Below are 23031 nucleotides of genomic sequence, written 5' to 3' on the forward strand. Positions count from 1 at the left end.
GCGAAGCGTGCCCACCATTGCCTATTGAGCGAGAGATCGTGGGCACGGCGCTTCGCGCCTTTGCCCACCCTACGAGACCGCTGCTGAGGCGATGAGGTGCGGCCCCCTTACTGTCGTCCCGGCGAAGGCTGGGACCCATACGCCGCAGCAGTCATTGTTGGGCGAGATGGTCATTGCCTGTCTTCGTCAAACTGCTGCTGCGGCGTATGGGTCCCGGATCTGCGCTTCGCTTGTCCGGGACGACGGCGGAGAATGACGCATCTATGCGCGCAACGCCTCACCCGCCCTTCCCCAGATGCTCCAGCGCGTCCTCGGCGCGTAGCGGCACGCGCGAGGCCTCGTTGTTGAGATCGACGAGCTGCGCCATCAGCCCCATCAGCGCCTTGCGATCGGCGGGCTTGAGCGGCTCCAGCATGCGGGCCTGGGCGCGCTCGACGGCGGGGATGATCTCGCGCAGGATCGCCGCGCCTGATTTCGTCAGATAGAGCAGCTTGATCCGCTTGTCCTCGGGCGCCGGCTTGCGCTCGATATAGTCCTTGGCCTGCAGCCGCTCGATGACGCTCCCGAGCGTGGAGCGGTCGAAGGCGATCACGGCCGAGAGCCGCGTCGCATCGATGCCGGGATGGGTGTGGATCGCGATCAGCGCGGCATATTGCACCGGCGTGAGGTCGAACGCCTTGCACTCCTCCATGAAGATCGAGACCGCGATCTGCTGCATGCGCCGGAACAGATAGCCCGGCGCGGCATAGACCGCGTCGATCGTGATCGGAGCGGCAGGCTTACTCGGCATCGGGCTGCTTCTCCGGGGCGGCATTGGCAAAGGCCGGCAGAGCCTTGGCGGCCGCTTCCGCCTTGAGCAGGCGCGGATAGGCCGACACATCGACCCCGAAGCGCCGCGCATTGGCGAGCTGCGGCACCAGGCAGAGATCGGCCAGCGTCGGCGTATCGCCGAAGCAGAACGGGCCCGGCTCGTCCCGGATCAGCGTCTCGCAGGCCGACAGGCCCTCGCGGTTGACCCAGGCGGCCCAGTCCTGGACCTTCTCTTCGGCGAGGCCGAGCTCGCGCAGCCGGGCCAGCACCTTCAGGTTCTGCACCGGATGGGTGTCGCAGGCGATCGCGAGCGCGAATGCGCGCACCTTGGCGCGGCGCAGCGGATCCTTTGGCAATAGCGGCGGATTGGGATGGGTCTCGTCGAGCCATTCGATGATGGCGACCGATTGGGTCAGAACCGTTTCCCCGTCCTCCAGCGCCGGCACCAGGCCCTGCGGATTGATGGCGAGATAGGCGGGCGCACATTGCTCGCCCTTGCGCAAATGATGCGGCAGGTGCTCGGCCCCGAGACCCTTGAGGTTCAGCGCGATCCGCACGCGGTAGGCGGCGCTGGAGCGGAAATAGCCGTGCAGCTTCATCGAGACCCTCCCATTGTTCTGTCGTTCCGGGGCTCGCGAAGCGAGAACCCGGAACCTCGAGATTCCCAGGTGCGCAAGTGCGCACCAAGTTCGATGCTATCGCATCGCCCAGGAATGACGGCAACTAGCGGCTGCGAATGTTGACGCTACCTAGATCGTCAGTATACTGTCAATCAACAAAACGAACGGGAGCGCCGCCATGGAAGCCGTGACCAAGACGCCGGAACGCGAGGCCTTCTACAAGAAGATCGACGGCGAGAATCTCACCGCGCTGTGGACGGTGATGAGCGATCTGATCACGCCGGAGCCGCGGAGCGCCTGCCAGCCGCACCTCTGGAAGTTCGATGTCATCCGCGACTACATGACGGAGGCCGGCAAGCTGATCACGGCCAAGGAGGCCGAGCGCCGCGTGCTGGTGCTGGAGAACCCCGGCCTGCGCGGACAATCCAAGATCACCACCTCGCTCTATGCCGGCGTGCAGATGGTGGTGCCCGGCGACGTCGCGCCCGCGCACCGGCACAGCCAGTCGGCGCTGCGCTTCGTGCTCGAGGGCAAGGGTGCCCATACCGCTGTCGACGGCGAGCGCACCACGATGGAGCCAGGGGATTTCATCATCACGCCGTCGATGACCTGGCACGATCATTCCAACGAGACCGACCAGCCGATGTTCTGGCTCGACGGCCTCGACATTCCCCTGGTGCAGTTCTTCGACTGCTCCTTCGCGGAAGGCTCGAAGGAAGACCAGCAGAAGATCACGAGGCCCGCCGGCGACAGCTTTGCGCGTTACGGCCACAATCTTCTGCCGGTCGACGTCAAGCGCTCGTCGAAGACCTCGCCGATCTTCAGCTATCCATATGCCTACACCCGCGAAGCGCTGGAGAAGGCGCGCACGAGCCAGGAATGGGACGCCTGCCACGGGCTGAAGCTGAAGTTCAGCAACCCCGAGACCGGCGATTTCGCCATGCCGACCATCGGCACCTTCATCCAACTCTTGCCGAAGGGTTTTAACACTGCACGCTATCGTTCGACCGATGCGACGGTGTTTTGCCCGATCGAGGGCCGCGGCCGAAGCCGCATCGGCGACGCCGTGTTCGAATGGGGCCCGCGCGACCTGTTCGTGGTGCCGAGCTGGCACTGGGTGACGCACGAGGCGGATGACGACGCGGTGCTGTTCAGCTTTTCGGACCGGCCGGTGCAGCAGAAGCTGGATCTGTTCCGGGAAGATCGCGGCAACGCATAACGGTCTCGTAGGGTGGATTAGCCGAAGGCGTAATCCGCCAACAGCTTCTTCCCGTGGAAACAGATGGTGGGTTACGCTTCGCTAACCCACCCTACGGCTGCGGTGAATGTGGCTACCGCCAGTGCAGCAGCCGTGTCTCCAGCCATCCGATCACCTTGCCGACCGCGAGGCCAAACACCGACAGGATCACCACGCCGGCGAGCAGCTGATCGGTCTGCATCAGATTGCCGGCCTGAAGCACGAAGGCGCCGATGCCGTATTGGGCGCCGATCATCTCGGCGCTGACGACGAGCAGCAGCGCCACCGATGCCGTGATGCGGAAGCCGGCGAGGATTGCGGGCAGCGCGCCGGGCCAGATCACCTTGCGCACGATGGTGGCGAAGGGAACGTTGAAGCTCTGCGCCATGCGGATGAGATTGCGCGGCACCGCGTCGACGCCGCTATAGACCGAGATCGCGGTCGAGAAGAACACGCCGAGCGCAATGGTCGCGATCTTCGGCTCCTCGCCGATCCCGAGCCAAAGGATCAAGAGCGGCAGCAGCGCGATCTTCGGGATCGGGAACAGCGCCGAGATGAAGGTGATGCCGACGCTGCGCGCCAGCCTGGACAGGCCGATCGCGAAACCGACCGCGACCCCGGCCGCGGTCCCGAGGATCCAGCCGACGCCGATGCGCAGCAGCGAAGCGGACACATGCTGCCATAGCGCGCCCGAGATCGCGAGCTCGTAGAGCGCACGCGCGATCGCCGACGGCGTCGGCAGGAACAGCGCATTGACGAGGCCGGCGCTTCCGGCCGCCTGCCAGATTGCGATGACGAGGGCGAGCGCGATCCAGCCGCCGAAACGGCTCGAGGCCGGCACGAAGCCGGCGCCGCGAAAGCGGACGCGGCGGGTGGTGTCGTCCTTCGACGTCACATCGCCTGGCGCGCGATCAAGCATGCTGGACCTCGCGCTCGGCGTCGATCGCCTCGTTGCGGATCAGCGACCAGATCTGGTTCTGCAGCGCGAGCAGCTTTTCGCGCGCTGCCGCCTCGCCGCGCGCCGCGCGCGTCATCGGCACGGTCACGACCTCGCGGATGCGCCCGGGCCGCCGCGACAGCACCACGATGCGATCAGCGAGCCGCGCGGCCTCTTCGAGATTATGCGTGACATAGACCGCGCCCATACCGCCATCGGCGAGCAGGCGGACGAAATCCTCCATCAGCAGCTCGCGCGTCTGCGAGTCCAGCGCCGAGAGCGGCTCATCCATCAGCAGGATCGCGGGCTTCACTGCAAGCGCGCGCGAAATGCCGACGCGCTGGCGCATGCCGCCGGAGAGCTGCTTCGGATAGGTCTGGCGGAAGTCGGTCAGCCCGGTGCGGCGCAGGGCATCGTCAACCAGCGCGCGGCGCTGTGCGGCCGAGAGCTGGGTGTGCAGCAGCGGGAATTCGACGTTCTCCTCGACCGTCGCCCAGGGCAGCAGTGCAAAATCCTGGAACACGAAGGTGAGCGGATTGAGGCTGTCCGCCGGCGGCGCGCCGCGCAGCTCGGGCGCGCCCGAAGTCGGCTGCAGCAACCCGCCGAGGATCGACAGCAGCGTGCTCTTGCCGCAGCCGGAAGGACCGACGATCGCCACCACCTCGCCCGCGCCGACGGTGAAGGAGACGTCGTCGAGCACGGCGAGATCGCCGAAGCGGTGGGTGATGTGGCTGGCGATCAGGTCCATGTCACGGCCTCAGTGTCGGTCTCGCTGCATCCGGGCCGCACATCCTTCGAGGCTCGCAGCGCAGTGCGGATGCACTGCGCTACTCGCACCTCCAGCGACAACGGCTTCGCCGTTGCGCGGGGATGACGGAGAGAGAGCGAAGCGCGCAACATCAATCAATCCGCCTTCACATAATCCTTGGCGATGATCGCATCCGCGTCATAGCCCTTGTCCGCAAAACCCTGCTCCTGCAGCCATTTGATCTGGTTGTCGACGTTCTTCACGTCGAGCTTGCCGTCGGGATCGATATAGGCGCAGTTGCCGACCACCTGCTCGACCGGCAGATTGGTGTACTTCGCGATGATCTCCAGCAGCGGTTTTGTCTTCTCGTTGATCGGGGCGACGCCATCCTTCATGGAGGCCAGGATGACGTCGTGATATTCGCGATCGGCTTTGGCGAGGACGCCGAGGAATTTCGTCACCAGCGCCTTGTTGGTCAGCGTCTTCGGCGAGGCGAACACCGCACCGAGCTGCCACGGCGTCTCGTCGCCGACCCAGCCCAGGAACTTCGCGCCGCCCTCGTCCATCAGCTTTCGCGCGGTGGAGATGGGGAGCAGCGCGGCATCGACGGTCTCGCCCTTGAGCGCGGCGGCTGCGTTCGACAGTGATTGCAGCGGCACGATCTTTACATCCGCGAGCTTGAAGCCGTATTTGTCGGCGAGCAGGCCGAGCGAATAGTGAAAGCTCGACCCGACCTGCGTCATCGCCACGCGCTTGCCCGCAAGATCCCTAGGCGTCTTCAGGCCGGCGGCATAGGCGTTGTTGCTGGCGAAATAGCCGATCAGGGGATAGCCGGGCTTCTCGCGGCTCATGCCGCCGATCACCTTCAGCGTGCCCTTGCCGGCGAGATTGTAGAGACCCGCGGTGAAGGCGGTGACGCCGAAATCGACGTCGCCCGAGGTCGTCGCGACCGCGATCGGCTGCGCCGCGTCGAAGAATTTCAGCTCGACCTCCAGGCCGGCCTCGCGGAAATAGCCCTTGTCCTGCGCGATGAAGACCGGCGCGGAGGACGACAGGCGGAGCACGCCGACCTTGGCCTTCAGCGCGTCCTCGGCGCGAGCCGTGCCCATCGCCATGATCGCCACCAGGCCCGCAAGTGCGAGCCGCACCATCCCGATCATCCCGTTTCCTCCGCCGTCGTTCTCTTTGCAGTCCGTTACAGGCCCTCGGGCACCGCCTGGTCCCGCCCGATGAAGGCGCCCTGTTGTTTCAACGTTTCCTGCAATTTTTCAATGGGGATTTCGCGTGGAATGCGGTTTCCGGAGAGCGCCAGCGCCGCGGCGGAACCGGCCGCCTCGCCCATCACGAAACAGGCACCGGAGACCCGCGCCGCCGACTGCCCCTCATGGGTCATCGAGGCGCAGCGTCCGGCGACAAGGAGATTGTCGACCCCCTCGGGCACCAGCATCCGGTAGGGCAGCTCGTTATAGCCGCGCGATTCCGGGATCGGCGGGAAGGTGAAGACGACATCGCCGGGAACATGGGCCTCGATCGGCCAGCCATTGACGCCGATGGAATCCTCGAACGATGCGCAGCCCAGCACGTCCTCGCCGCTGAGCTGGTAGCCGCCCTTGATGCGGCGGGTCTCGCGGATGCCGAGCTGCGGCGGCAGGTCGACGATGTAGGATTTCTCGAAGCCCGGCACGCTGCTGCGCAAGAACTCGTACGCGGCGAGCGCCTGCTTGCGGCCCTCGATCTCGCCGCGGGTGAGGTCGTCGGGCTCGATGCCGTTGATGGCATGGCCGTCCTCGCGCGCCACCTGCGTGAAGTTCACCCGCCATTCGATGCCGGATTTCTGCGGCCGCACGATCGCGCTCTTGCGCGGGAAGGTGTGGGTGCCGGCGGCCGCGGCCTTCTCCATCAATTGCGGGATGGTGCGCCAGGCATCGCCGGCCTTCTCCGGATCTATGCCGTTGAGGCGAAGCATCATGGATGGGTAGAGCGGATGGCCGTGCTCGTCACCGATTTCGAACGGCGCGCCGGCCCAGACCGCGAGATCGCCATCGCCGGAGCAATCGATGAAGATGTCTGCGCGCACCGCCTGCCGGCCGGCCTTGGTCTCGACCAGCAGCGCGTCGATGCGGCTGTCATCGGCCATCACCACGCCGGCGCCGAGGGCGTGGAAGAGGATGTGCACCTTGTGGCTGGCGAGCAGCTGATCGGCCGCGATCTTGTAGGCCGCGGTGTCGTAAGCCTGCGCGAAGACCTTGCCGAGGATAAGGTGCGGCGTGTTGAGACCATTGAGCAGGTCGATGCGCGCGAGGAGCTCGGACGCCATGCCCTGCACCAACCGGTGCGCCTTGCCGTAGACATTGCCGTGCAGGCCGCAGAAATTGGTGACGCCGGCAGCGGTGCCCATGCCGCCGAGAAAGCCGTAGCGTTCGATCAGCAGCGTCTTCCGCCCTGCGCGCGCGGCCGATGCCGCCGCGATGATGCCGGCGGGACCGCCGCCGAGGACGACGACTTCATATTCGCCGTAGAGCGGCACCTTCCGTGCCGGTTCTTCGATCGTCATGGCCCGCATGGCGCGTCCCTTCCCGGAATTCCTTTGCTTGCAGGCGACTATGAATTAACGCGAGGCGGGCTACAATCCACCAAAATACGCGATCAGCTTTCGCGAATCGAGAAAGGTCAAAATGGACATCCTCGTGAACCTCCAGGCCTTCCTCGCCACGGCGGATACGGCCGGCTTCTCGGCCGCCGCGCGAAAACTCAATGTCTCGACCTCGGTGGTGGCAAAACGCGTCACGCAGCTGGAGGCGCGGATCGGCACGCCGCTGTTTCATCGCTCGACCCGGCAATTGCGGTTGACCGAAGCCGGCCAGCGCTATGTGCATCGCGCCCGCGGCGTCGTCACCGATGCCACCGATTTGCTCTCGCGCATGGGCGAGAAGGGCCACGATCTCGTCGATCACCTGCGCATCAAGGCGCCGACCTCGCTGACCGTGGCACGGCTCGCCGACGCCTTCAGCGCGTTCCAGACCCAGAACCCGCGACTGAAGCTGGAGATCGTGCTGATCGATCGCCCGGTCGATCCCGTTGCGGAAGGTTTTGACATCGCCATCGGCGCCTTCCCGCATTCCTTCGGCGGCGTGGTCGACGAGCCGCTGTGTCCATTGAAGCGGCTGCTCTGCGCTTCGCCGGCTTACTTGAAAAAGCACGGCACGCCAAAGCATCCGCGCGATCTCGTCGAGCATCGCTGCCTCAGCTTCATGCCGACCGGCCCCGAATGGGCGTTCGACGGGCCGCGCGGCCGCATCAGCATCCAGGTCAGCCCGCTGCTCTCCTCCAACGAGGGCCTCGTGCTGGCGCGCAGCGCCATCGCCGGCAACGGCATCACGCTGATCTCGCATTACCTCGTGGCGGACGCCTTGCGCGACGGCAGGCTGAAGCCCGTGCTGCGCGACTTTCCGATTCCGGAATTGTGGGTGAAGGCGGCCATTCCGGAGCGAAGGCGCAATGCCGCCGCGGTGCAGGCGCTGCTGACCCTGCTGAAGACGTCACTCGCGTCGTCGCTGTAGGCCGGATCATTTGTGAGAGGGCCGTAGCCCGCATGAAGCGCAGCGGAATGCGGGGACACCGGCCCCGGATTACGCTTCGCTTCATCCGGGCTACGCGCCGTCGCACCCTTGTCACAACAAGGCAGTTGCTCTCATCAGGCGGACCTGAGAGAACGCCTTATGGATTCGATCATTTTGAAGTACGCATTTGCCGCCCTGACCGCACTCGCGATCTCGGCCACGCCCGCCGCAGCCGTGGAGCAGAACTGCCGCTTCATCCAGGCCAAGCCCGATCGCGAGGCCTGCTACAAGCGCCAGGAGGAAGAGCTGGCAGCGAAGCGCAAGCCGGCCGCGCCCGCCAGCGATGGCACGACGCTCGAAACGCTGCGCCAGATGCGGCAGGACGACGACGCCGTCTATCGCAGCATCAACAACATCTGCCGCGGCTGCTGACAGTCCGCGGTGACGGAAGGACCGGCCGGATGCAAATCGACGGGATCGATGCCCTGAAAAGCGCAATCAGCTCCGGCTGGGTTCCGGAGTTTCTCTTCTTTTGGGGACACACCCCGAGGGATCAGAGAATCGACAAGCACGTGCTCAGCCAGTGGTGGCCAGCGACGTTCGTCATAGACGGCAGGGCTTATGCAACCGCCGAGCACTACATGATGGCCCAGAAGGCCGAACTCTTCGGGGATCGAGACACCCTCGACGCCATCCTCGCTGCACCTGGTCCATCTCAGGCGAAGAGGCTCGGCCGGTTGGTGAAAAATTACGACGATGAGCGTTGGGTCGCTCATCGCTTCGATGTGGTGCTGCGCGGCAATCTGGCGAAGTTCGGCCAGAACCCTGAGCTTGGAGACTGGCTGCTCGCGACCGGGGATAGCGTGATTGTGGAAGCCAGCCCCGTCGATAGCGTCTGGGGCATCGGTCTTGCCGCCGACGACAAGCGAGCCGGGCATCCGCACGATTGGCCAGGGCTCAACCTGTTGGGTTTTGCCCTCATGAAGACCCGCCAATCGCTGCGGTCGAAATAGCGAGCAGCCTAGCTGCCGCGACCCCAATTCCCCGCCCGCTTCTCCGCGAACGAGGCCAGCCCCTCCGCCGCCTCCGCGCTCTGGCGCTTGAGCGAGTGCAGCTGCACGAGCCGCGTGTAAGCGGCATCGTCCACCGCCATGCCGCCGAACGAGCTCTCCAGCGCGAGCTTCTTGGTCTCGGCCATCGCCACCGGCCCGTTGGCCAGCAGCTGTTCGACCACCTTGGCGCCGGCGGCCTCGAGATCGGCCAGCGGCACCACCTCGTGGACAAGGCCGATGCGGCGGGCATCCTCGGCGCCGAAGCGCTCGCCGGTGAGCGCGTAGCGGCGGACCTGCCGGACGCCGATGGCGTCGCAGAGCTGCGGGATGATGATCGCGGCGGTGAGGCCCCAGCGTACCTCGGTGATCGAGAACAGCGCATTGTCCGCGGCGATCACGACATCACAGGCCGCGATCACGCCGGTGCCGCCGCCGAAGCAGCCGCCCTGCACCAGGGCGACCGTCGGGATCGGCAGCGTGTTGAGCCGCTGCACGGCCTCGAAGGTGGCGCGCGAGGCGGCCTCGTTGGCCTCGGGCGATTGCGGCCGAACGCCGTTGATCCATTTGAGGTCGGCGCCGGCCTGGAAATGCTTGCCGTTGCCCCTGAGCACGACGACGCGCAGGTTCGGCTTGCTGCCGAGATCGTCCATCGCCGCCAGCACGCCTGATATCAAGGCGCCGTCATAGGCGTTGTTCACCTCCGGCCGGTTCAACGTGACGGTCGCAACCCCACGCTCATCGAGGGTCCACAGGACAGGGCTGGCAGTCATCGGCGATCCTCCGGTCATCTTGCTTGCCTCGCACTATGGCCGAGGGAACGCATACCGATCCATATCTTTCCAGCGTGGGGCGGCCGCGCCCATCGCATGGCGGCTTGTGTCATGCTGCCGCCGGGCGGCATTCAAGGGACAGGGACGGGATCAACATGCGCATCTGCATTTTCGGCGCGGGCGCCGTCGGCAGCCACATTGCGGTACGGCTGGCGCGCGCCGGCCACGACGTCTCGTGCGTGATGCGGGGCGCGCATCTCGAGGCAGTCCGCGCCAACGGCCTCAAGTTGCGCGTCGGCGATTCCGAGGTGTCCGCCAAGGTGAACGCATCGGGCGACCCGGCCCAGCTCGGCCCGCAGGACGTCGTGATCTCCACGCTGAAGGCGACCGCGCTGACCGGACTGGTCTCCAGCATCAAGCCGCTGCTGCAGGACGATACCGCCATCGTCTTCGCCCAGAACGGCATTCCCTGGTGGTACGGCATCGGCCTGCCGCCGCGGCATCCGACCCCGCCCGACATCTCCTTCCTCGATCCGGGCGGACGTCTGCGCGCCTGCATTCCGAAGGAGCGCATCATCGGCGGCGTCATCTTCTCCTCCAACGAGGTGACCGCGCCCGGCGTGGTGCACAACCTCACCCCAGACCGCAACCGCCTCCTGATCGGCGAATGCGACGACCGCAATTGCGAGCGCATCACGAAGCTTCGCAATGCCCTCAACGACGCGCGGCTGGAATCGCCGCCGGTGGCCGAGATCCGCGAGGCGATCTGGTCAAAGCTGCTGACCAACATGTCGCTGTCGGTGCTGTGCCTGCTCACCGGGCAGACCGCGCGCGGGGTACGCGACGACCCCGCCTTTGCCGACGTCATTCCGCGCATGCTGAACGAGGCCAACGACATCGCCCAGCACTTCATCCCCGAGGTCAAACGCGTGACGCGCAGCGGCCCCGCCCCCAACCACAAGCCGTCGCTGCTGCAGGATTACGAGCTTGGCCGCGCCATGGAGATCGACGTGCTGGTAAAGGCGCCCGCCGCCTTCGCGCGCACCGCCGGCCTGTCTACGCCGACGCTCGACCTGATCGCCGCGCTTGCGATCCAGAAGGCGCGCGACAAGGGGCTCTATTCCGCCTGAGCCTCAGGCGATTTGGTCGATCCAGGCCGCGAGCGTATCGAGCACTTCGGTGAGCGCCTCTTCATTCGTCCGGCCCGACTTCTTCAGCACCGCGAACGAATGGTCCCCGCCTTCGACCTCATGCAGCCTTGCCTTTGCCCCGAGCGAGGTGATCACAGGCTTGAGATGGCCGAGATCGGCGAGCTCGTCGCGCGTTCCCTGCAGGAACAGCATGGGGATGGCGATGCCGGCGAGGTGCTCGGCACGCTCGGACGACGGCTTCTTGGCTGCATGCAGGGGGAAGCCGAGGAAGGCCAGTCCCTTCACACCCGGAAGCGGCGCCTTCGACTGCGCCTGCGAGGTCATGCGCCCGCCGAACGATTTTCCGCCGGCAACCAGCAGCACGCCGAGGCAGAGCCTTGCTGCCTCCGCCACGGCCGCCCGGACGGCAGCGTGCGCAACGGCGGGCTGGTCGGGGCGCCCCTTCTTCTCTTCCATGTAGTGGAAATTGAAGCGGAAGGTCGCGATACCGCGATCGGCGAGGCCGGCGGCCACCTTCTCCATGAAGGCATGCCGCATGTCGGCACCCGCACCATGCGCCAGCACGTAGCACGCACGCGGCTGGTCCGGCTGCGTCAGGATCGCCGACACCGCGCCAATGCGTTCGATGTCGAGCTTGAGCTCTTGAGTTTTGGTTGTCACAATCAGCCATCCCGACAGATGCTGTTACGGCCGCCTTGGTAGCGTCACCGGCGCAGCCTGAAAACACAATAATTGCCGCGCCGCCCTGGCTTACCAAGCCGGAACTGCGCATCAACCGAGGTAACCATGTCCTACCGCTCCTCCTGGATGACCGAAGAGCTCGACGTCTTCCGCGACCAGTTCCGGAAGTATCTTGCCAAGGACCTGGCGCCGCACGCCGAGAAATGGCGCGAGCAGAAGATGGTCGACCGCTTCGCCTGGCGCGGGCTCGGCGAGATGGGCGCGCTGCTGGCGAGCGTGCCGGAGAAATATGGCGGGCTGGGCGCCACCTTCGCCTATGACGCCGCCGTGCTGGACGATCTCGAAAGCACCGTGCCGGAGTTGACCACCGGCGTCTCCGTGCACAGCGCGATCGTCGCGCACTACATCCTCAATTACGGCTCGGAGGAGCAGAAGAAGCGCTGGCTGCCGAAGATGGCCTCGGGCGAGATGGTCGGCGCCATCGCCATGACCGAGCCCGGCACCGGCTCGGATCTGCAGGCCGTCAAGACCACGGCCAAGAAACAGGGCAATTCCTACGTCATCAACGGCCAGAAGACGTTCATTACCAACGGCCAGGCTGCCGACCTCGTCATCGTGGTCGCGCGCACCGGAGAGGCCGGAGCGAAAGGCATTTCGCTGATCGTGGTCGAAACCGAAGGTGCCGACGGCTACAAGCGCGGGCGCAACCTCGACAAAATCGGCCTGCACGCCTCCGACACCTCGGAGCTGTTCTTCGACAACGTGACCGTGCCGCCGGAAAACCTGCTCGGCAAGGAGGAGGGCCAAGGCTTCGTCCAGCTGATGCAGCAATTGCCGCAGGAGCGCCTCGCGCTCGCGGTCGGCGCCGTCGCCGCCATGGAGCGCGCCGTCAAGCTCACCGTCGACTACACCAAGGAGCGCAAGGCGTTCGGCAAGCCGCTGCTGGATTTCCAGAACACCGCGTTCACGCTCGCCGAGCGCAAGACCGAGGCGATGATCGCACGGGTCTTCGTCGACTGGTGCATCGAGCGGCTCGTCGCCGGGGACCTCGACACCGTCACGGCGTCGATGGCGAAATACTGGTGCTCGGACAAGCAGGTGCAGACCGCCGACGAATGCCTCCAGCTGTTCGGCGGCTACGGCTACATGCAGGAATACCCGATCTCCCGCATCTTCATCGATTCCCGCATCCAGAAGATCTATGGCGGCACCAACGAGATCATGAAGCTGTTGATCGCAAGGTCGCTTTAGACGGCTACCTCATCCGCTTGTCGGCGGCGACGAAGTCGATGAAGGTCCTGACCTTCGCGGAGAGATATTTGCGGCTCGGATAGACCGCGAACAGGCGCCCCTCGAAGACGACGTCGTCGGGCAGAATGTGCACGAGACGTCCGGCGGCGATATCCTCGGTGACCAGCCATTTCGGCAGGAAGGCGAGGCCCATGCCTTCCAGCGCAGCCAAGTGGAGCAGCGTCTCGTTGCCGCTGCGCAGGACCGGATTGAGCTTGATCGTCTCGACCACGCCGTTCCTGTTCAGGGAAAAGCTTTCGCCGGGATAAAGCGCGTAGTGCAACAGGGCCTGGCCGGAAAGATCGGCGAAAGTCTTCGGGCGGCCCGCGCGTTTGAGAAAGGCGGGGGCGGCCACCATGTAGAACGGGACGCCCGTGATGGGACGCGCGATCAGCGCCTCGTCGGGTGTGCCGGTCGCGCGCAGGGCGAGATCGAATCCCTCCTCGACCAGATTGACCAGCCGCCCGCTGAGATCGATGTCGAGGCGCACCTCGGGATAGCGCGCCTGGTAGTCCGCCAGCACGCCTGTGAAGATCGTGTTCGCCATCCACACCGGCGCAGTCAGGCGCAACGTGCCGTGCGGGACGACGGTGGCGTTGCTGACGGCGGCCTCGACCTCGTCGAGCGAATCCAGCATCTGCCGCGTCTGCTCGAAATAGAGCGTGCCGCTTTCGCTCAGGCTGACGCGCCGGCTGGTCCGGTTGAGCAGCCGCGTGCCCAGCCGCTTCTCGAGCTGCATCACGTGCTTGCTCGCCATGGCGGGCGAAATGCGCAGGCGCTGCGCCGCTGCCGCAAAGCTCTTCAGCTCGGCGACCAGGCAAAACACCCTCATGCTGACCAAAGAATCCATGAGATCATCAATATCCAAGAAAGGAACTAATCCTGGATGGCATAATGATTAAAAACTGAGAAACCATCAAATGGTGGCAACCCTCACATTTTGGAGAAACCACCATGTCCGCCACCACCCTCGAGACCGCTACCCCCGGCCGGGCCCTTCGCATCGGCCTCTGGGTCGCGCAGGCCCTCGTTGCCTTCGTCTTCATCTCGGCGGGGCTGTATAAGCTGCTGACCCCCATTCCCCAGCTTGCCGCGGCGATGCCCTGGGCCGGCCAATATTCCGAGACCTTCGTCCGCGCCATCGCGCTGGTCGATCTCGCCGGCGGAATCGGCATTCTGCTGCCGGCCCTGACGCGGATCCTGCCGCGGCTGACGGTGCTGGCCGCGCTCGGCTGCTCGGCGCTGCAGGTGTTTGCGTTCGTCTTCCACATCTCGCGCGGCGAGGCCGAGGTCGTGCCGCTCAACATCGTCCTGCTCGCGCTCAGCCTGTTCGTGCTGTGGGGACGCAACAGCAAGGCACCGATCGCAGCGCGGCAGTTCTGACCCGGCTGGAGCCCTGCCGCCATGATCTCAGCCAACGGATGGTCCCGCAGGGGGCTGCTCGCCGGCACCGCGATCCTCACCGCCGGCGGCGCTGCCGCCGCCAAAGAGGATCGCCTCGCCGACGGTGTCGTGATCCTGATCGACAGCAACGAGCCCTATGTCATGGGTCATGCGGTCAGCTACTCGGCCAACCTCTCAAAGCATTTTGCCGAGCGGGGCGCGCGATTGCTGATCGAGGTCGTCGCCAACGGCAAGGGCATCGACGTCTTCCGCGCGGACAAGACGCCGCTGGTCGAACCGCTCGCGACGCTGCGGCAGTCGGTGCCCAACCTCACCTACAGCATGTGCGCCTCGTCGAAGACCATCGCCGAAGCCAAGGAGCAGATCTCCATCCCGCTGATATCAGGCGCGAACCTCGTCCCGTTCGGGATCGGTCGCGTCGTCGATCTGCAACTGAAGGGCTGGGCCTATATCCATGCGTGACGACGCGCGCAAAGGCACTGCGATGTCGCGGCGATCGATCCTGATGGCCGCGGCAGCCTCTCTCGCTGTCCCGCACGCCGCCCGCGCGCAGGAGAGCTGGCCGCCGGTGTTCGAGGCCGGCCGCAGCCAGTTCACCCTGGTGCGGCCGCACGCATCGATGCCGCAGTTCAGGCTCCAGGACGTCCACGGCCGCGATGCGGTCGTGGCGGCGAAGCCGGGCCGCATCACGCTGGTGAACTTCTGGGCGACCTGGTGCGCGGCCTGCAAGCTCGATCTGCCGACGCTCGCAAGCCTCAAAGCCTCGCGGCCCGACCGGCTCGACATCGTCGCGATCTGCACGGACACGAATGACTTGCGCAAGATCCGCAGCTTTCTCGGCGGCCTCGCCGTGAAAGACCTCGCCTGCTATGCCGATGCCTATGGCGCGGCGGCCGAAGCATCCAAGGCGATGTTCTCCATCCCAGGCATGCCCATCACCTATCTCGTCGGCACCAGCGGTCGCGTCGAAGGCTACATCACGGGCGCGCCCGATTGGCTCTCGCCGACGGGCGCGCGCCTGCTGCAGTTCTACCGCGATCAAGCCTGATCTAGTTCGGATGCCACCAGCGGCCGCCAATGACGACGCCTTCGGACGCGATCTTGCGATCGCCGATCAGGTGCTCGCCGACGACGTCTTCGTAGTCGAACTGGCCCTGCTTGATGCTGATCAGCGTGGCGTCGCCGGCGCTGCCGGGCTTGAGGCTGCCGAGCTCGGGCCGGCGCAGCGCCATCGCCGCGTTCACGGTCGAAGCCGCGATCACGTCGGACAGCTCCATGCCCATGCACAGGAACTTCGACATGGTCGTCACCTGGTCGAACGCGGGGCCGTCGATGCAGAGCTGATGGATGTCGGACGAGATGGTGTCCGGATAGAAGCCGTTGGCGAGCATGGCACGCGCGGTCTTGAACGCGAACGAGCCCTTGCCGTGGCCGATGTCGAACAGCACGCCGCGCTCGCGCGCATCCAGAACCGCCTTCTTCACCGTGCCCTGCGCGGTTGCCGGCGTGTTGGGGAAGGGACGGAACGCATGGGTGAGAACGTCGCCGGGACGCAGGCGCGCGAGCACGTCCTCATAGCTCGGCGGCGGATGGTCGATATGCGCCATCAAGGGCATGCCGACCTCGCTCGCGACCTCGAGTGCGATGTCGAGCGGCACGGCGCCTGACGTTCCCGAAGAATGCAGGCCGACGCGCACCTTGATGCCGACGATGAGATCGCGGTTTTCATCGGCCACCTTGGCCGCCTCGATCGGATTCATCAGCCTGAGCTCCTCGCTCTCGCCGACCATGATCCGGTGCGAGAAGCCGAAGATGCCGGCATGCGAGACGTGCAGATAAGCGAGGATGCGGACCTGGCTCGGCTCGATCACGTGCTTGCGGAAGCCCGCGAAATTGCCGGGGCCGGCGCTGCCGGTGTCGACCGCCGTGGTGACGCCGGACAGGCGGCAGAATTCCTCGGCATCGATGCCGAGCGACGTGCCGCCCCAATAGACATGGGTGTGCAGATCGATCAGCCCCGGTGTCACGATGTATTTCGAAACGTCGCGCACATCGGTGCCGGGATCGGCCTTGAGCCCGGTGCCGATCGCCGCGACCTTGCCGCCCGAAAAGGCGACATCCGTCACGGCATCGAGCTTCTGCGAGGGGTCAACGACCCGCCCGCCGCGCAGGATCAAATCGAAAGGCATTCTGGTCTCCGGATGTCGCGATGAGGCGGCTGACGATGGGCCAGCCAAAGGAAGGAAGCCTCCCACTTCTAGCAATTTTTACGCCGGAGTCCCGGGCAAACCGAGACGATGCCCCATGACAAAATGGCGATGCGCAGGTCCCCTTCGTCCTCCGGTCGCTCGGGCATCATGCGCCCGAGCACACTGGGGGCTGGCGGCGGGGAAGCCGGGCGAGCCGCCCGGCTCGACAAGGCGCATCGTATCGCGGCTTAGTTCGTGAACGTATTCGCGACCCTGCGCGAGCGAACGACATAAATTATCCAGGCTGCGGCGATCAACGCACCCACCGCCATCTGTGCGGCCTGTCCGGGTCCGACGTTGAAGAAATCGCTGAACGGACGGTTCAGGGCGGCGGAGAGAAACACGGCGACGCACAGGAGATCGACCAGCGGCATCAGCACAGCGAAAATCGTTTGCACGATGAAGACGGCTGGAAATCTGCGGGAATGCTGGAACAGGAGCACCGTTGTCCAGATCGCGAGGCCGATCAGGGCAGCCTGCATCGCGATTTCACCCCAGACAATCGTCGGAAAGTACGTCCAGACCTCCTCGGAAATCGACTGCAAATATTGTCTGACGTTGAAGATCAGGCGCAGGATGCCCAGCACCTGGCCGATCGCCAGAAGCCCGAGCCAACCGCTGATACCGGTCTCCTCGGCATCGACATCCCTCGATGGAGCAGCGTCTTCCACGAGCACGGCAGGCCCCCGAGCGGCGACCGCCGTCGTCCCAAATAGCTGATCCGCGATCTCGCGCACCTCCTCGACTGGCTTCCAGCCCCCGAGGCCCTGCCGCCAGACCAACACGCGCCGCGCATCTGCAATGCGACCCAGCAGCGGAAGGAGCTCCGAGATTGTCACCGGGCCGCGCTTCTGCCCGCCTTCCGCGTAGAACCACAAACTCGCCATGACAACGCCCTCACACCCGCTGCATTCTATCCAACCGTAACAACACACGTCACGATAGAAAGCAACGGACAGGACCATGCGGCTGGGCATGGCGGCAGGAGCGAACGCCGCTCAACCGTGCCAATGCGAGCCGCGGATGACGCTGCAGAAATTGCCGCGATGGAAATGCGGCTCCTTGTCGGCGATGACGTCGGCCTTGACGTTGCCGAACGTCGTGTCCGGCCTGTGCTTGATGCCGTCGTAGAACGCCTGGATGATGTCTTCCTTGAAGTGCGGCGTGCGCGGAAACGCCTTCACGACCGCCTCGCGCTCCGCGTCGGGATAATCCTTGTAGGTGAGCCCGAGGACGTCCATCTCGACGCCGGCGGTCACCAGCGCGACGACGGGATGCATGTGCTGCGGCACGCCCGGCGTGGTGTGCAGCGCGATCGCGGTCCAGACCGTATAGGCGTCCGCTTCGGAGATACCGTGGCTGCGCAGGAAATCGCGTGCGGCATGCGCGCCGTCGACCTCGAACCGTTCGTGCCGGCTGCCATGGCCCGGCATCAGGCCGATGTCGTGAAACATGGCGCCGGCGTAGAGCAGCTCGCGGTCGAATGTCAGCCCGCGGCGGATGCCGGCCAGCGCGCCGAAATGATACACGCGGCTGGAATGGTTGAAGAGCAGATCGGTCTCGGTGTCGCGGATGTAGTCGGTGATGGCGCGCGCCAGCTTGCTGTCGGGAATGGCGGCGGCTCCGGTGATCTCTTGCATGATGGTCTCCTGAATTTCTCTGGTGGCGGCGAAGGTAAGCCCGGGCTAGATTGTCCTCAATTGACGTAATACGTCTAAAACAGACAAATACCTGCCAAGACGGACACGGGAGCCGGACATGGGCGCGAAGCCGAAATCGAGGACAATTGTGATCGTCGCGCTGCCCGGGGTGCAGCTTCTCGACGTCGCCGGCCCGCTCGACGTTTTCGCCGAGGCGAATCTGCAGGCCGGACATCAGGCCTATGTGCTGTTCGTCGCGGGCGCGGAGCCGGGTCCGATCCGCAGCTCCTCAGGCGTGCGCCTGATGCCCGACCGCATCATCGATCGCGGCTTCCAGGAGAGCATCGACACCCTGCTGATCGCGGGATGCCCGAACGCCGCCGACGTGCCGCCGGACGGACTGGTGATCGACTGGCTCCGCCGGCGTGCGGGAAGGACGCGGCGTTTCGGGTCGGTCTGCTCGGGCGCGTTCTTTCTTGCGGCGGCGGGCCTTCTCGATGGCAAGCGAGTCACGACGCATTGGGCTGTCGCGGACCGGCTCGCCGAAAAATTCCCGTCGGTCACCATCGACAAGGACGCGATCTATGTCACCGACGGCAAGCTCCGCACCGCCGCCGGCGTGACGGCCGGGCTGGATCTGGCACTCGCTCTCGTCGAGGAAGATCTCGGACGCGAGATTGCGATGAGGGTCGCAAGCCAGCTCGTGATGTTCTTCAAGCGCCCCGGCGGGCAGATGCAGTTCACCCGCAAGGGCGAGACCGTGCCCGCCGGCCGCGCCGCGCTGCAGGAGCTGCAGCGCTGGGTCGCCGCCAATCCCGGACTGGATCACAGCGTCGCCAGCCTCGCGGCGCGCATGGACATCAGCCCGAGGCATTTTGCGCGACTGTTCCGTGCCGAAGTCGGCATCACGCCCGCGACCTGGGTGGAGGAGGCCCGCGTCAATGCGGCAAGGCGCCTGCTGGAGCTCGGCAACGAGGCGCCCAAGCAGGTCGCCTTGCATTGCGGCTTTGCGGATGCGGACACGTTGCGCCGCGCCTTCGCCCGCCATGTCGGCGTGACGCCCGCCGAATACCGCAAGCGCTTCGCGCGGATCTCGGGCTCGACGGTCTAGAGTAAGGAGGAAATCGCGATCCCGGCAAGAGATAGATGCTCGCCCCGGACGGCGCATTTTTGGGAGAAATGCCGGAACGGCGCTTGCGCTCTCGGCCGATTTATCGGCAATTTGCCCGCTCTTTGTATCTCCGAGGCACACTGAGCAAGGCTGAGGCTGACGCTCCTACGGGCCTGCCGACAGCCGTCTGGCCTCGAATCCAGCAGAAGAGTGGCTTACGTACCGACCATGACCTCTACGAACACCTTCGTCGCGCAGGTCGCGCCACAGAGAAGCAGTCAGTACTCCAATCTGGCCCGCGACCTCGCTGCCGCCGAGCTGCTGGCGTCGCCGCTGGGACAGACGCTGTCCAATGTGTCGCTGGAGCAGATCGCCGGGCAGGACTACGTCAGGTTCACGAAATCGGACGGCGAACTGACGGAGCAGCATCGCAGACAGCTCGCCAGCATGGCGATGATCGGGAACGTCTTCGAGCTTTTCGACTCCATCGACGCCGTGCAGGGCCCGTTACTGCGGCCGGTCGCGGTCAGCTATCCCTTTGCCATCTCCCGGGACCTGCCTTCCATCAGGCGCTACAAGGGAAAGACGAGCGAGTTCTTCACGCAATTCGTCTGCAACATCGCCAAGAACGCTTCCGATTTCCGCGACCTGGACTGGCGTGAACTGAAGTTGCTCGATCCGCTATGCGGCGGCGGAACTAGTCTGTTCGTCGGACTGTCGCTCGGTGCCAGTGTTGCCGGTGTCGAACTCGAGCAGAGCGACATCGAGTCCACAGCCACCTTCGTCATGCAATATTGTCGCGAGAACCGGATATCGCTGTCGAAGACGCAGGAGCGCCTCCGAAAGTTGGGGAATGCGCACCGCTGGACCTTCCAGATCGGAAGGAATGATCCTCTTCGCTGCATGCTGGTGAGCGGAAGCGGAGCCGCGGCAAAGGAGCTGACATCCGGCTTCGGTCAGCCTCACCTCATCGTCGCCGACTTGCCTTACGGCATTCAGCACAATGCCCCGCTGCAGGACCTTTTGAGCGGTTGTCTACCCGCCTGGGCCAAGCTGCTGCTGCCGGGCGGCTGCATGGCCTTTTCCTGGGATTCGACGCGCTTCACGCGCGAAGACATGGTGGCATTCGTCCAGGACACCGCGCCTTTCGACGTCGTCCAGACCCCGCCCTACGACAATCTTGCGCATCGCGTCGACCGCGTGATCAAGCGGCGCGACGTCATCGTGGCAAGGGTTCGCCGCTGAATTCGACGCTGCGATGGGGAGAGGCTGGCGATCCCGGCATGACTCGAACATGCGACCTACGGTTTAGGAAACCGCCGCTCTATCCGGCTGAGCTACGGGACCGCGGAACCCGCCGCGAGGCGGGTTGCCTGGAGCTGTACATATCAAAGCGAGAGCCAAATCGGAAGCCCTCGCCGCGGCCAATACCGACGTCCGTCGGCAGCCTTACGCCTTGATATTGTTGTCCTTCACCACCTTGCCCCAATAGGCGACCTGCTTGTCGAAGAAGGTCTTGAAGGCGGGGCCGTCCTGGAGCAGCAGCGTCATCTGCTGCGTTTCCTTGAGCTGGGCGGCGGTCGCGGGCTCGCTCAGGATCTCCTTCGAGGCCGTCGCCAAGGCCGACACGATATCGGGCGGCGTGCCCGCAGGCGCGAACACGCCCCACCAGGCCAGCGTCTCGAAATCGGGAAAGCCGGCCTCGATCGCGGTCGGTGTATCCGGCAGGTTCGGCAGCCGCTCGCGGCCGAGCTGCAGGATCGGGTGCAGCATGTTGGTGCCGAGCTGGGCCGCGACCAGCGCCGCCGATCCCGCGATGAGATCGACATGGCCGCCGAGCACGTCGTTCATGGCCGGGCCGCCGCCCCGATAGGGCACGTGCATGATCTCGACGCCGGCCTTGCTGCCGAGCACGGTCATGGCGAGATGGCCGAGCGTGCCGATGCCGACGGAGGCGTATTTCACCGCGCCGGGCGTCGCCTTGCAGGCGGCGACCACGTCGGCAAAGCTCTTGTAGGGACGGCCGGCGCCGGCCGCGATCACGTAAGGCGCGGTGCCGATCAGCAGCACCGGCATCAGCTCGCGCTCGACGTCGACCGGCGGCTTGTCGAGGATCGAGGGGATCACTGCGTGGGAATCGAAGGTGACGAGGAAGGTCGAGCCGTCGGCCGGGCTCTTGGCAACCTGCGCCGCGCCGAGCGCGCCGGCCGCGCCCGACTTGTTCTCGACCACCACGATGCGGTTGAGCTTGGTCTGCAGGTTGCTCTGGAGCAGCCGGGCCATCGCGTCGGTCGAGCCGCCCGGTGGAAACGGCACGACGAGCGTGATTTTCGAAGCCTGCGCGCTCGCCGGTGCCATCGCCAGGATGGCGGGCGCGGCCAGCAGCGCCCGTCGTGTGATCGTCATGGTCCCCTCCCTTTTGTTTCTTGCGCTTTGCTTTTTTGCTTTTGAGCGCTTCAGGTCGTCCCGAAGCCCGACCCCGCTTTTTTGTATTCTGGCCGAGGCGGACTGAAGATGTCCAGCACGCGGGCGCCGTCGGGGCCGGCGCGCATGGTGTGCGGCACGTTGCCGGGCGTGCGCCAGAAATCGCCCTTCTTCACCGGGATCTCCTCGTCGCCCTGCACGCGGATGGCGGAGCCGTCGAGCAGCACGCCCCATTGCTCCTCGGGATGATGATGCAGCGTGCCCTGAGCGTGCGGCGCCAGCGTCACCACGGACAGCATCGCCTGCTCGCCGGAGAAGATGCGCGTGGTCACCCCCGCCGCGAGCTCGCGGAACAGCCCGTCGTCGGGATTGTCGATGTTGTGAAATTCGTCCTTCTGGCTCACGCCATTCTCCCCTTCTACTTCTTATCTTGGTGCAGACTGACGCACGGCGGCCAGGAGGCGATCCTTGAATTCGCCTCTCAAGGTCACGAACAAGCTCGACCATTTGCGGCTCCTGAACTCGCAGCTGCCATGCGGGCAATAGTCTTTATCATGATAGTCTCCGAAAACGACGCCAAGCATTGTCATTCGTCGGCCCCACACACGAAACAGGGCGCTGCCTGACGCTCCGAATTCGAACTCGCAGTTCGTTTCAAACGTCTGCCAGTCCCTCACGTTGCGGATCTGGCACTCCTGTATCGTCTTGTTGAAGGGCCCGTCCTTGTCCGTCTTTCCGGCGGCTTCGATGTCATAGCCCACGACCGCCAGCACCCGTTCCATATCCACCAGCGTTTCGGCCTGCTCGTAGATTTCGTAGGGCGTCACATCGGCGGGAAATGCTAGCCTTGCAACTGCCCAGTCGACGCGGCCTTGTCTCGGTGCCCTGTCGACGCATGACCCCATCCATACGTCTGCCGACAAGGGAATGGTCCGCCTCTCCGCTCCCAAATAGTACTCAAATATACATTTGTCAGGCGACGTATGGGGTTTGCACGCGTCCCGAAACGCGTGAGCCACCGTCGTGATCACGTCGCGCGCTCCGGTGACTTGAGCACTGCTGGCTCCGCCAGGACATCGCAAGACTCCACTTGCCGCAAAGCGCTTTCCAACGGCATCCACGGAAAGATCGTTTTCTTTTGCGTACGCATCCTCCGTCATTCGCCCGTAGGACGTCGTCGGCGCACCACCGGAGGCAGGAATCCGGATTTCCGGCGGTCCACCAGAGGTAAACAAAAGCAAAAGCAGAACGGCAAGCAGGACGAATGCGTAATTCCGCACCACCTAAGGTTACCTCCGCAAAAAGCGCTATAACGAAACAAATGTCCGGAAATCTCGTCCTGAAGCA

At 65.1% G+C, this 23031-nt stretch carries 26 protein-coding genes and 1 tRNA gene; 11 read left to right on the plus strand and 16 right to left on the minus strand.

What is annotated here, in order from left to right:
- Positions 1–277: 277 nt before the first annotated feature.
- Complete coding sequence (locus tag JQ617_RS34485) at positions 278–790, minus strand: MarR family winged helix-turn-helix transcriptional regulator (protein WP_212030262.1); 513 nt, start codon at positions 788–790, stop codon at positions 278–280.
- On the minus strand, positions 780–1409 hold the full coding sequence (gene maiA / locus JQ617_RS34490; protein WP_212030263.1) for a maleylacetoacetate isomerase: 630 nt from the start codon (positions 1407–1409) through the stop codon (positions 780–782). Before maiA ends, JQ617_RS34485 begins: the two co-directional genes overlap by 11 nt.
- A 199-nt stretch (positions 1410–1608) precedes the next feature.
- On the opposite strand from maiA, the gene gtdA reads away from it, so the two are divergent.
- Positions 1609–2649, plus strand: coding sequence for a gentisate 1,2-dioxygenase (gene gtdA / locus JQ617_RS34495; protein WP_212030264.1), 1041 nt, complete (start codon positions 1609–1611; stop codon positions 2647–2649).
- 112 nt (positions 2650–2761) lie between these two features.
- Here gtdA and JQ617_RS34500 read toward each other — a convergent pair whose 3' ends face one another.
- The 4 genes from JQ617_RS34500 to JQ617_RS34515 form a co-directional block, all read right to left on the minus strand.
- Positions 2762–3586 (minus strand): ABC transporter permease, encoded by an 825-nt coding sequence (locus JQ617_RS34500; protein ID WP_212030265.1) that lies wholly within the window; start codon positions 3584–3586, stop codon positions 2762–2764.
- Positions 3579–4352, minus strand: coding sequence for an ABC transporter ATP-binding protein (locus tag JQ617_RS34505; protein ID WP_212030266.1), 774 nt, complete (start codon positions 4350–4352; stop codon positions 3579–3581). Before JQ617_RS34505 ends, JQ617_RS34500 begins: the two co-directional genes overlap by 8 nt.
- A gap of 155 nt (positions 4353–4507) precedes the next feature.
- Complete coding sequence (locus tag JQ617_RS34510) at positions 4508–5512, minus strand: ABC transporter substrate-binding protein (RefSeq protein WP_212030267.1); 1005 nt, start codon at positions 5510–5512, stop codon at positions 4508–4510.
- A 35-nt stretch (positions 5513–5547) separates the two neighbouring features.
- Complete coding sequence (locus JQ617_RS34515; protein WP_212030268.1) at positions 5548–6915, minus strand: FAD-dependent oxidoreductase; 1368 nt, start codon at positions 6913–6915, stop codon at positions 5548–5550.
- Positions 6916–7027: 112 nt separating this feature from the next.
- Here JQ617_RS34515 and JQ617_RS34520 point away from each other — a divergent pair, with 112 nt between their 5' ends.
- From JQ617_RS34520 to ybiA, 3 genes are all read left to right on the plus strand, one after another.
- The gene (locus JQ617_RS34520; RefSeq protein WP_212030269.1) at positions 7028–7912 is read left to right on the plus strand and encodes a LysR family transcriptional regulator; all 885 of its coding nucleotides are present in this window, start codon (positions 7028–7030) and stop codon (positions 7910–7912) included.
- A gap of 159 nt (positions 7913–8071) precedes the next feature.
- Positions 8072–8344: a hypothetical protein gene (locus JQ617_RS34525; RefSeq protein ID WP_212030270.1), complete on the plus strand. Its 273-nt coding sequence runs from the start codon at positions 8072–8074 to the stop codon at positions 8342–8344.
- Between the two features lie 29 nt (positions 8345–8373).
- Entirely contained in the window at positions 8374–8925 is a 552-nt protein-coding gene (gene ybiA, locus JQ617_RS34530) for a riboflavin biosynthesis intermediates N-glycosidase (RefSeq protein WP_212030271.1), read from the plus strand.
- An 8-nt stretch (positions 8926–8933) separates the two neighbouring features.
- On the opposite strand, the gene JQ617_RS34535 is transcribed toward ybiA, so the two are convergent.
- A complete protein-coding gene (locus tag JQ617_RS34535; protein ID WP_212030272.1) occupies positions 8934–9734 on the minus strand; it encodes an enoyl-CoA hydratase-related protein in 801 nt (266 codons plus the stop codon).
- A gap of 155 nt (positions 9735–9889) precedes the next feature.
- On the opposite strand from JQ617_RS34535, the gene JQ617_RS34540 reads away from it, so the two are divergent.
- Positions 9890–10864 (plus strand): ketopantoate reductase family protein, encoded by a 975-nt coding sequence (locus JQ617_RS34540; protein ID WP_063692997.1) that lies wholly within the window; start codon positions 9890–9892, stop codon positions 10862–10864.
- Positions 10865–10867: 3 nt separating this feature from the next.
- Here JQ617_RS34540 and JQ617_RS34545 read toward each other — a convergent pair whose 3' ends face one another.
- Positions 10868–11545 carry an alpha/beta hydrolase family protein gene (locus tag JQ617_RS34545; protein WP_212030273.1) on the minus strand — a complete coding sequence of 226 codons (678 nt, stop codon included), beginning with the start codon at positions 11543–11545 and terminating at the stop codon, positions 10868–10870.
- A gap of 126 nt (positions 11546–11671) precedes the next feature.
- Between JQ617_RS34545 and JQ617_RS34550 the strand changes: the two genes are divergently transcribed.
- Positions 11672–12817, plus strand: coding sequence for an acyl-CoA dehydrogenase family protein (locus JQ617_RS34550; RefSeq protein ID WP_212030274.1), 1146 nt, complete (start codon positions 11672–11674; stop codon positions 12815–12817).
- 4 nt (positions 12818–12821) lie between these two features.
- On the opposite strand, the gene JQ617_RS34555 is transcribed toward JQ617_RS34550, so the two are convergent.
- Complete coding sequence (locus JQ617_RS34555; protein WP_212030275.1) at positions 12822–13706, minus strand: LysR family transcriptional regulator; 885 nt, start codon at positions 13704–13706, stop codon at positions 12822–12824.
- Between the two features lie 104 nt (positions 13707–13810).
- On the opposite strand from JQ617_RS34555, the gene JQ617_RS34560 reads away from it, so the two are divergent.
- The 3 genes from JQ617_RS34560 to JQ617_RS34570 are packed head-to-tail and all read left to right on the plus strand — an operon-like array spanning position 13811 to position 15308.
- Positions 13811–14239: a DoxX family protein gene (locus tag JQ617_RS34560; protein WP_212030276.1), complete on the plus strand. Its 429-nt coding sequence runs from the start codon at positions 13811–13813 to the stop codon at positions 14237–14239.
- 21 nt (positions 14240–14260) lie between these two features.
- Positions 14261–14722 (plus strand): DsrE family protein, encoded by a 462-nt coding sequence (locus JQ617_RS34565; protein WP_212030277.1) that lies wholly within the window; start codon positions 14261–14263, stop codon positions 14720–14722.
- Complete coding sequence (locus JQ617_RS34570) at positions 14715–15308, plus strand: TlpA family protein disulfide reductase (RefSeq protein WP_212030278.1); 594 nt, start codon at positions 14715–14717, stop codon at positions 15306–15308. The genes JQ617_RS34565 and JQ617_RS34570 overlap by 8 nt, the downstream gene beginning before the upstream one ends.
- 1 nt (position 15309) lies before the next feature.
- On the opposite strand, the gene JQ617_RS34575 is transcribed toward JQ617_RS34570, so the two are convergent.
- The 3 genes from JQ617_RS34575 to JQ617_RS34585 form a co-directional block, all read right to left on the minus strand.
- The gene (locus tag JQ617_RS34575; RefSeq protein WP_212030279.1) at positions 15310–16449 is read right to left on the minus strand and encodes an amidohydrolase/deacetylase family metallohydrolase; all 1140 of its coding nucleotides are present in this window, start codon (positions 16447–16449) and stop codon (positions 15310–15312) included.
- Between the two features lie 248 nt (positions 16450–16697).
- Positions 16698–17396 (minus strand): DUF2569 family protein, encoded by a 699-nt coding sequence (locus JQ617_RS34580; RefSeq protein ID WP_212030280.1) that lies wholly within the window; start codon positions 17394–17396, stop codon positions 16698–16700.
- Positions 17397–17507: 111 nt separating this feature from the next.
- On the minus strand, positions 17508–18149 hold the full coding sequence (locus JQ617_RS34585) for an HD domain-containing protein (RefSeq protein WP_212030281.1): 642 nt from the start codon (positions 18147–18149) through the stop codon (positions 17508–17510).
- Between the two features lie 118 nt (positions 18150–18267).
- On the opposite strand from JQ617_RS34585, the gene JQ617_RS34590 reads away from it, so the two are divergent.
- Together JQ617_RS34590 and JQ617_RS34595 are read left to right on the plus strand one after the other, a co-directional pair.
- Positions 18268–19260: a GlxA family transcriptional regulator gene (locus JQ617_RS34590; protein WP_212030282.1), complete on the plus strand. Its 993-nt coding sequence runs from the start codon at positions 18268–18270 to the stop codon at positions 19258–19260.
- 228 nt (positions 19261–19488) lie between these two features.
- Positions 19489–20505, plus strand: a complete 1017-nt coding sequence (locus JQ617_RS34595) for a TRM11 family methyltransferase (RefSeq protein WP_212030283.1) — start codon at positions 19489–19491, stop codon at positions 20503–20505.
- Between the two features lie 25 nt (positions 20506–20530).
- On the opposite strand, the gene JQ617_RS34600 is transcribed toward JQ617_RS34595, so the two are convergent.
- From JQ617_RS34600 to JQ617_RS34615, 4 genes are all read right to left on the minus strand, one after another.
- Positions 20531–20607 (minus strand) — tRNA-Arg (locus tag JQ617_RS34600).
- 102 nt (positions 20608–20709) lie between these two features.
- Complete coding sequence (locus JQ617_RS34605) at positions 20710–21666, minus strand: tripartite tricarboxylate transporter substrate-binding protein (protein WP_145667456.1); 957 nt, start codon at positions 21664–21666, stop codon at positions 20710–20712.
- Positions 21667–21716: 50 nt separating this feature from the next.
- Positions 21717–22088 (minus strand): dimethylsulfonioproprionate lyase family protein, encoded by a 372-nt coding sequence (locus JQ617_RS34610; protein ID WP_063692969.1) that lies wholly within the window; start codon positions 22086–22088, stop codon positions 21717–21719.
- A 21-nt stretch (positions 22089–22109) separates the two neighbouring features.
- Complete coding sequence (locus tag JQ617_RS34615) at positions 22110–22967, minus strand: hypothetical protein (RefSeq protein WP_212030284.1); 858 nt, start codon at positions 22965–22967, stop codon at positions 22110–22112.
- Positions 22968–23031 lie beyond the last annotated feature (64 nt).

This window comes from Bradyrhizobium sp. KB893862 SZCCT0404, from assembly GCF_018130885.1.
Taxonomy (GTDB): domain Bacteria; phylum Pseudomonadota; class Alphaproteobacteria; order Rhizobiales; family Xanthobacteraceae; genus Bradyrhizobium; species Bradyrhizobium stylosanthis.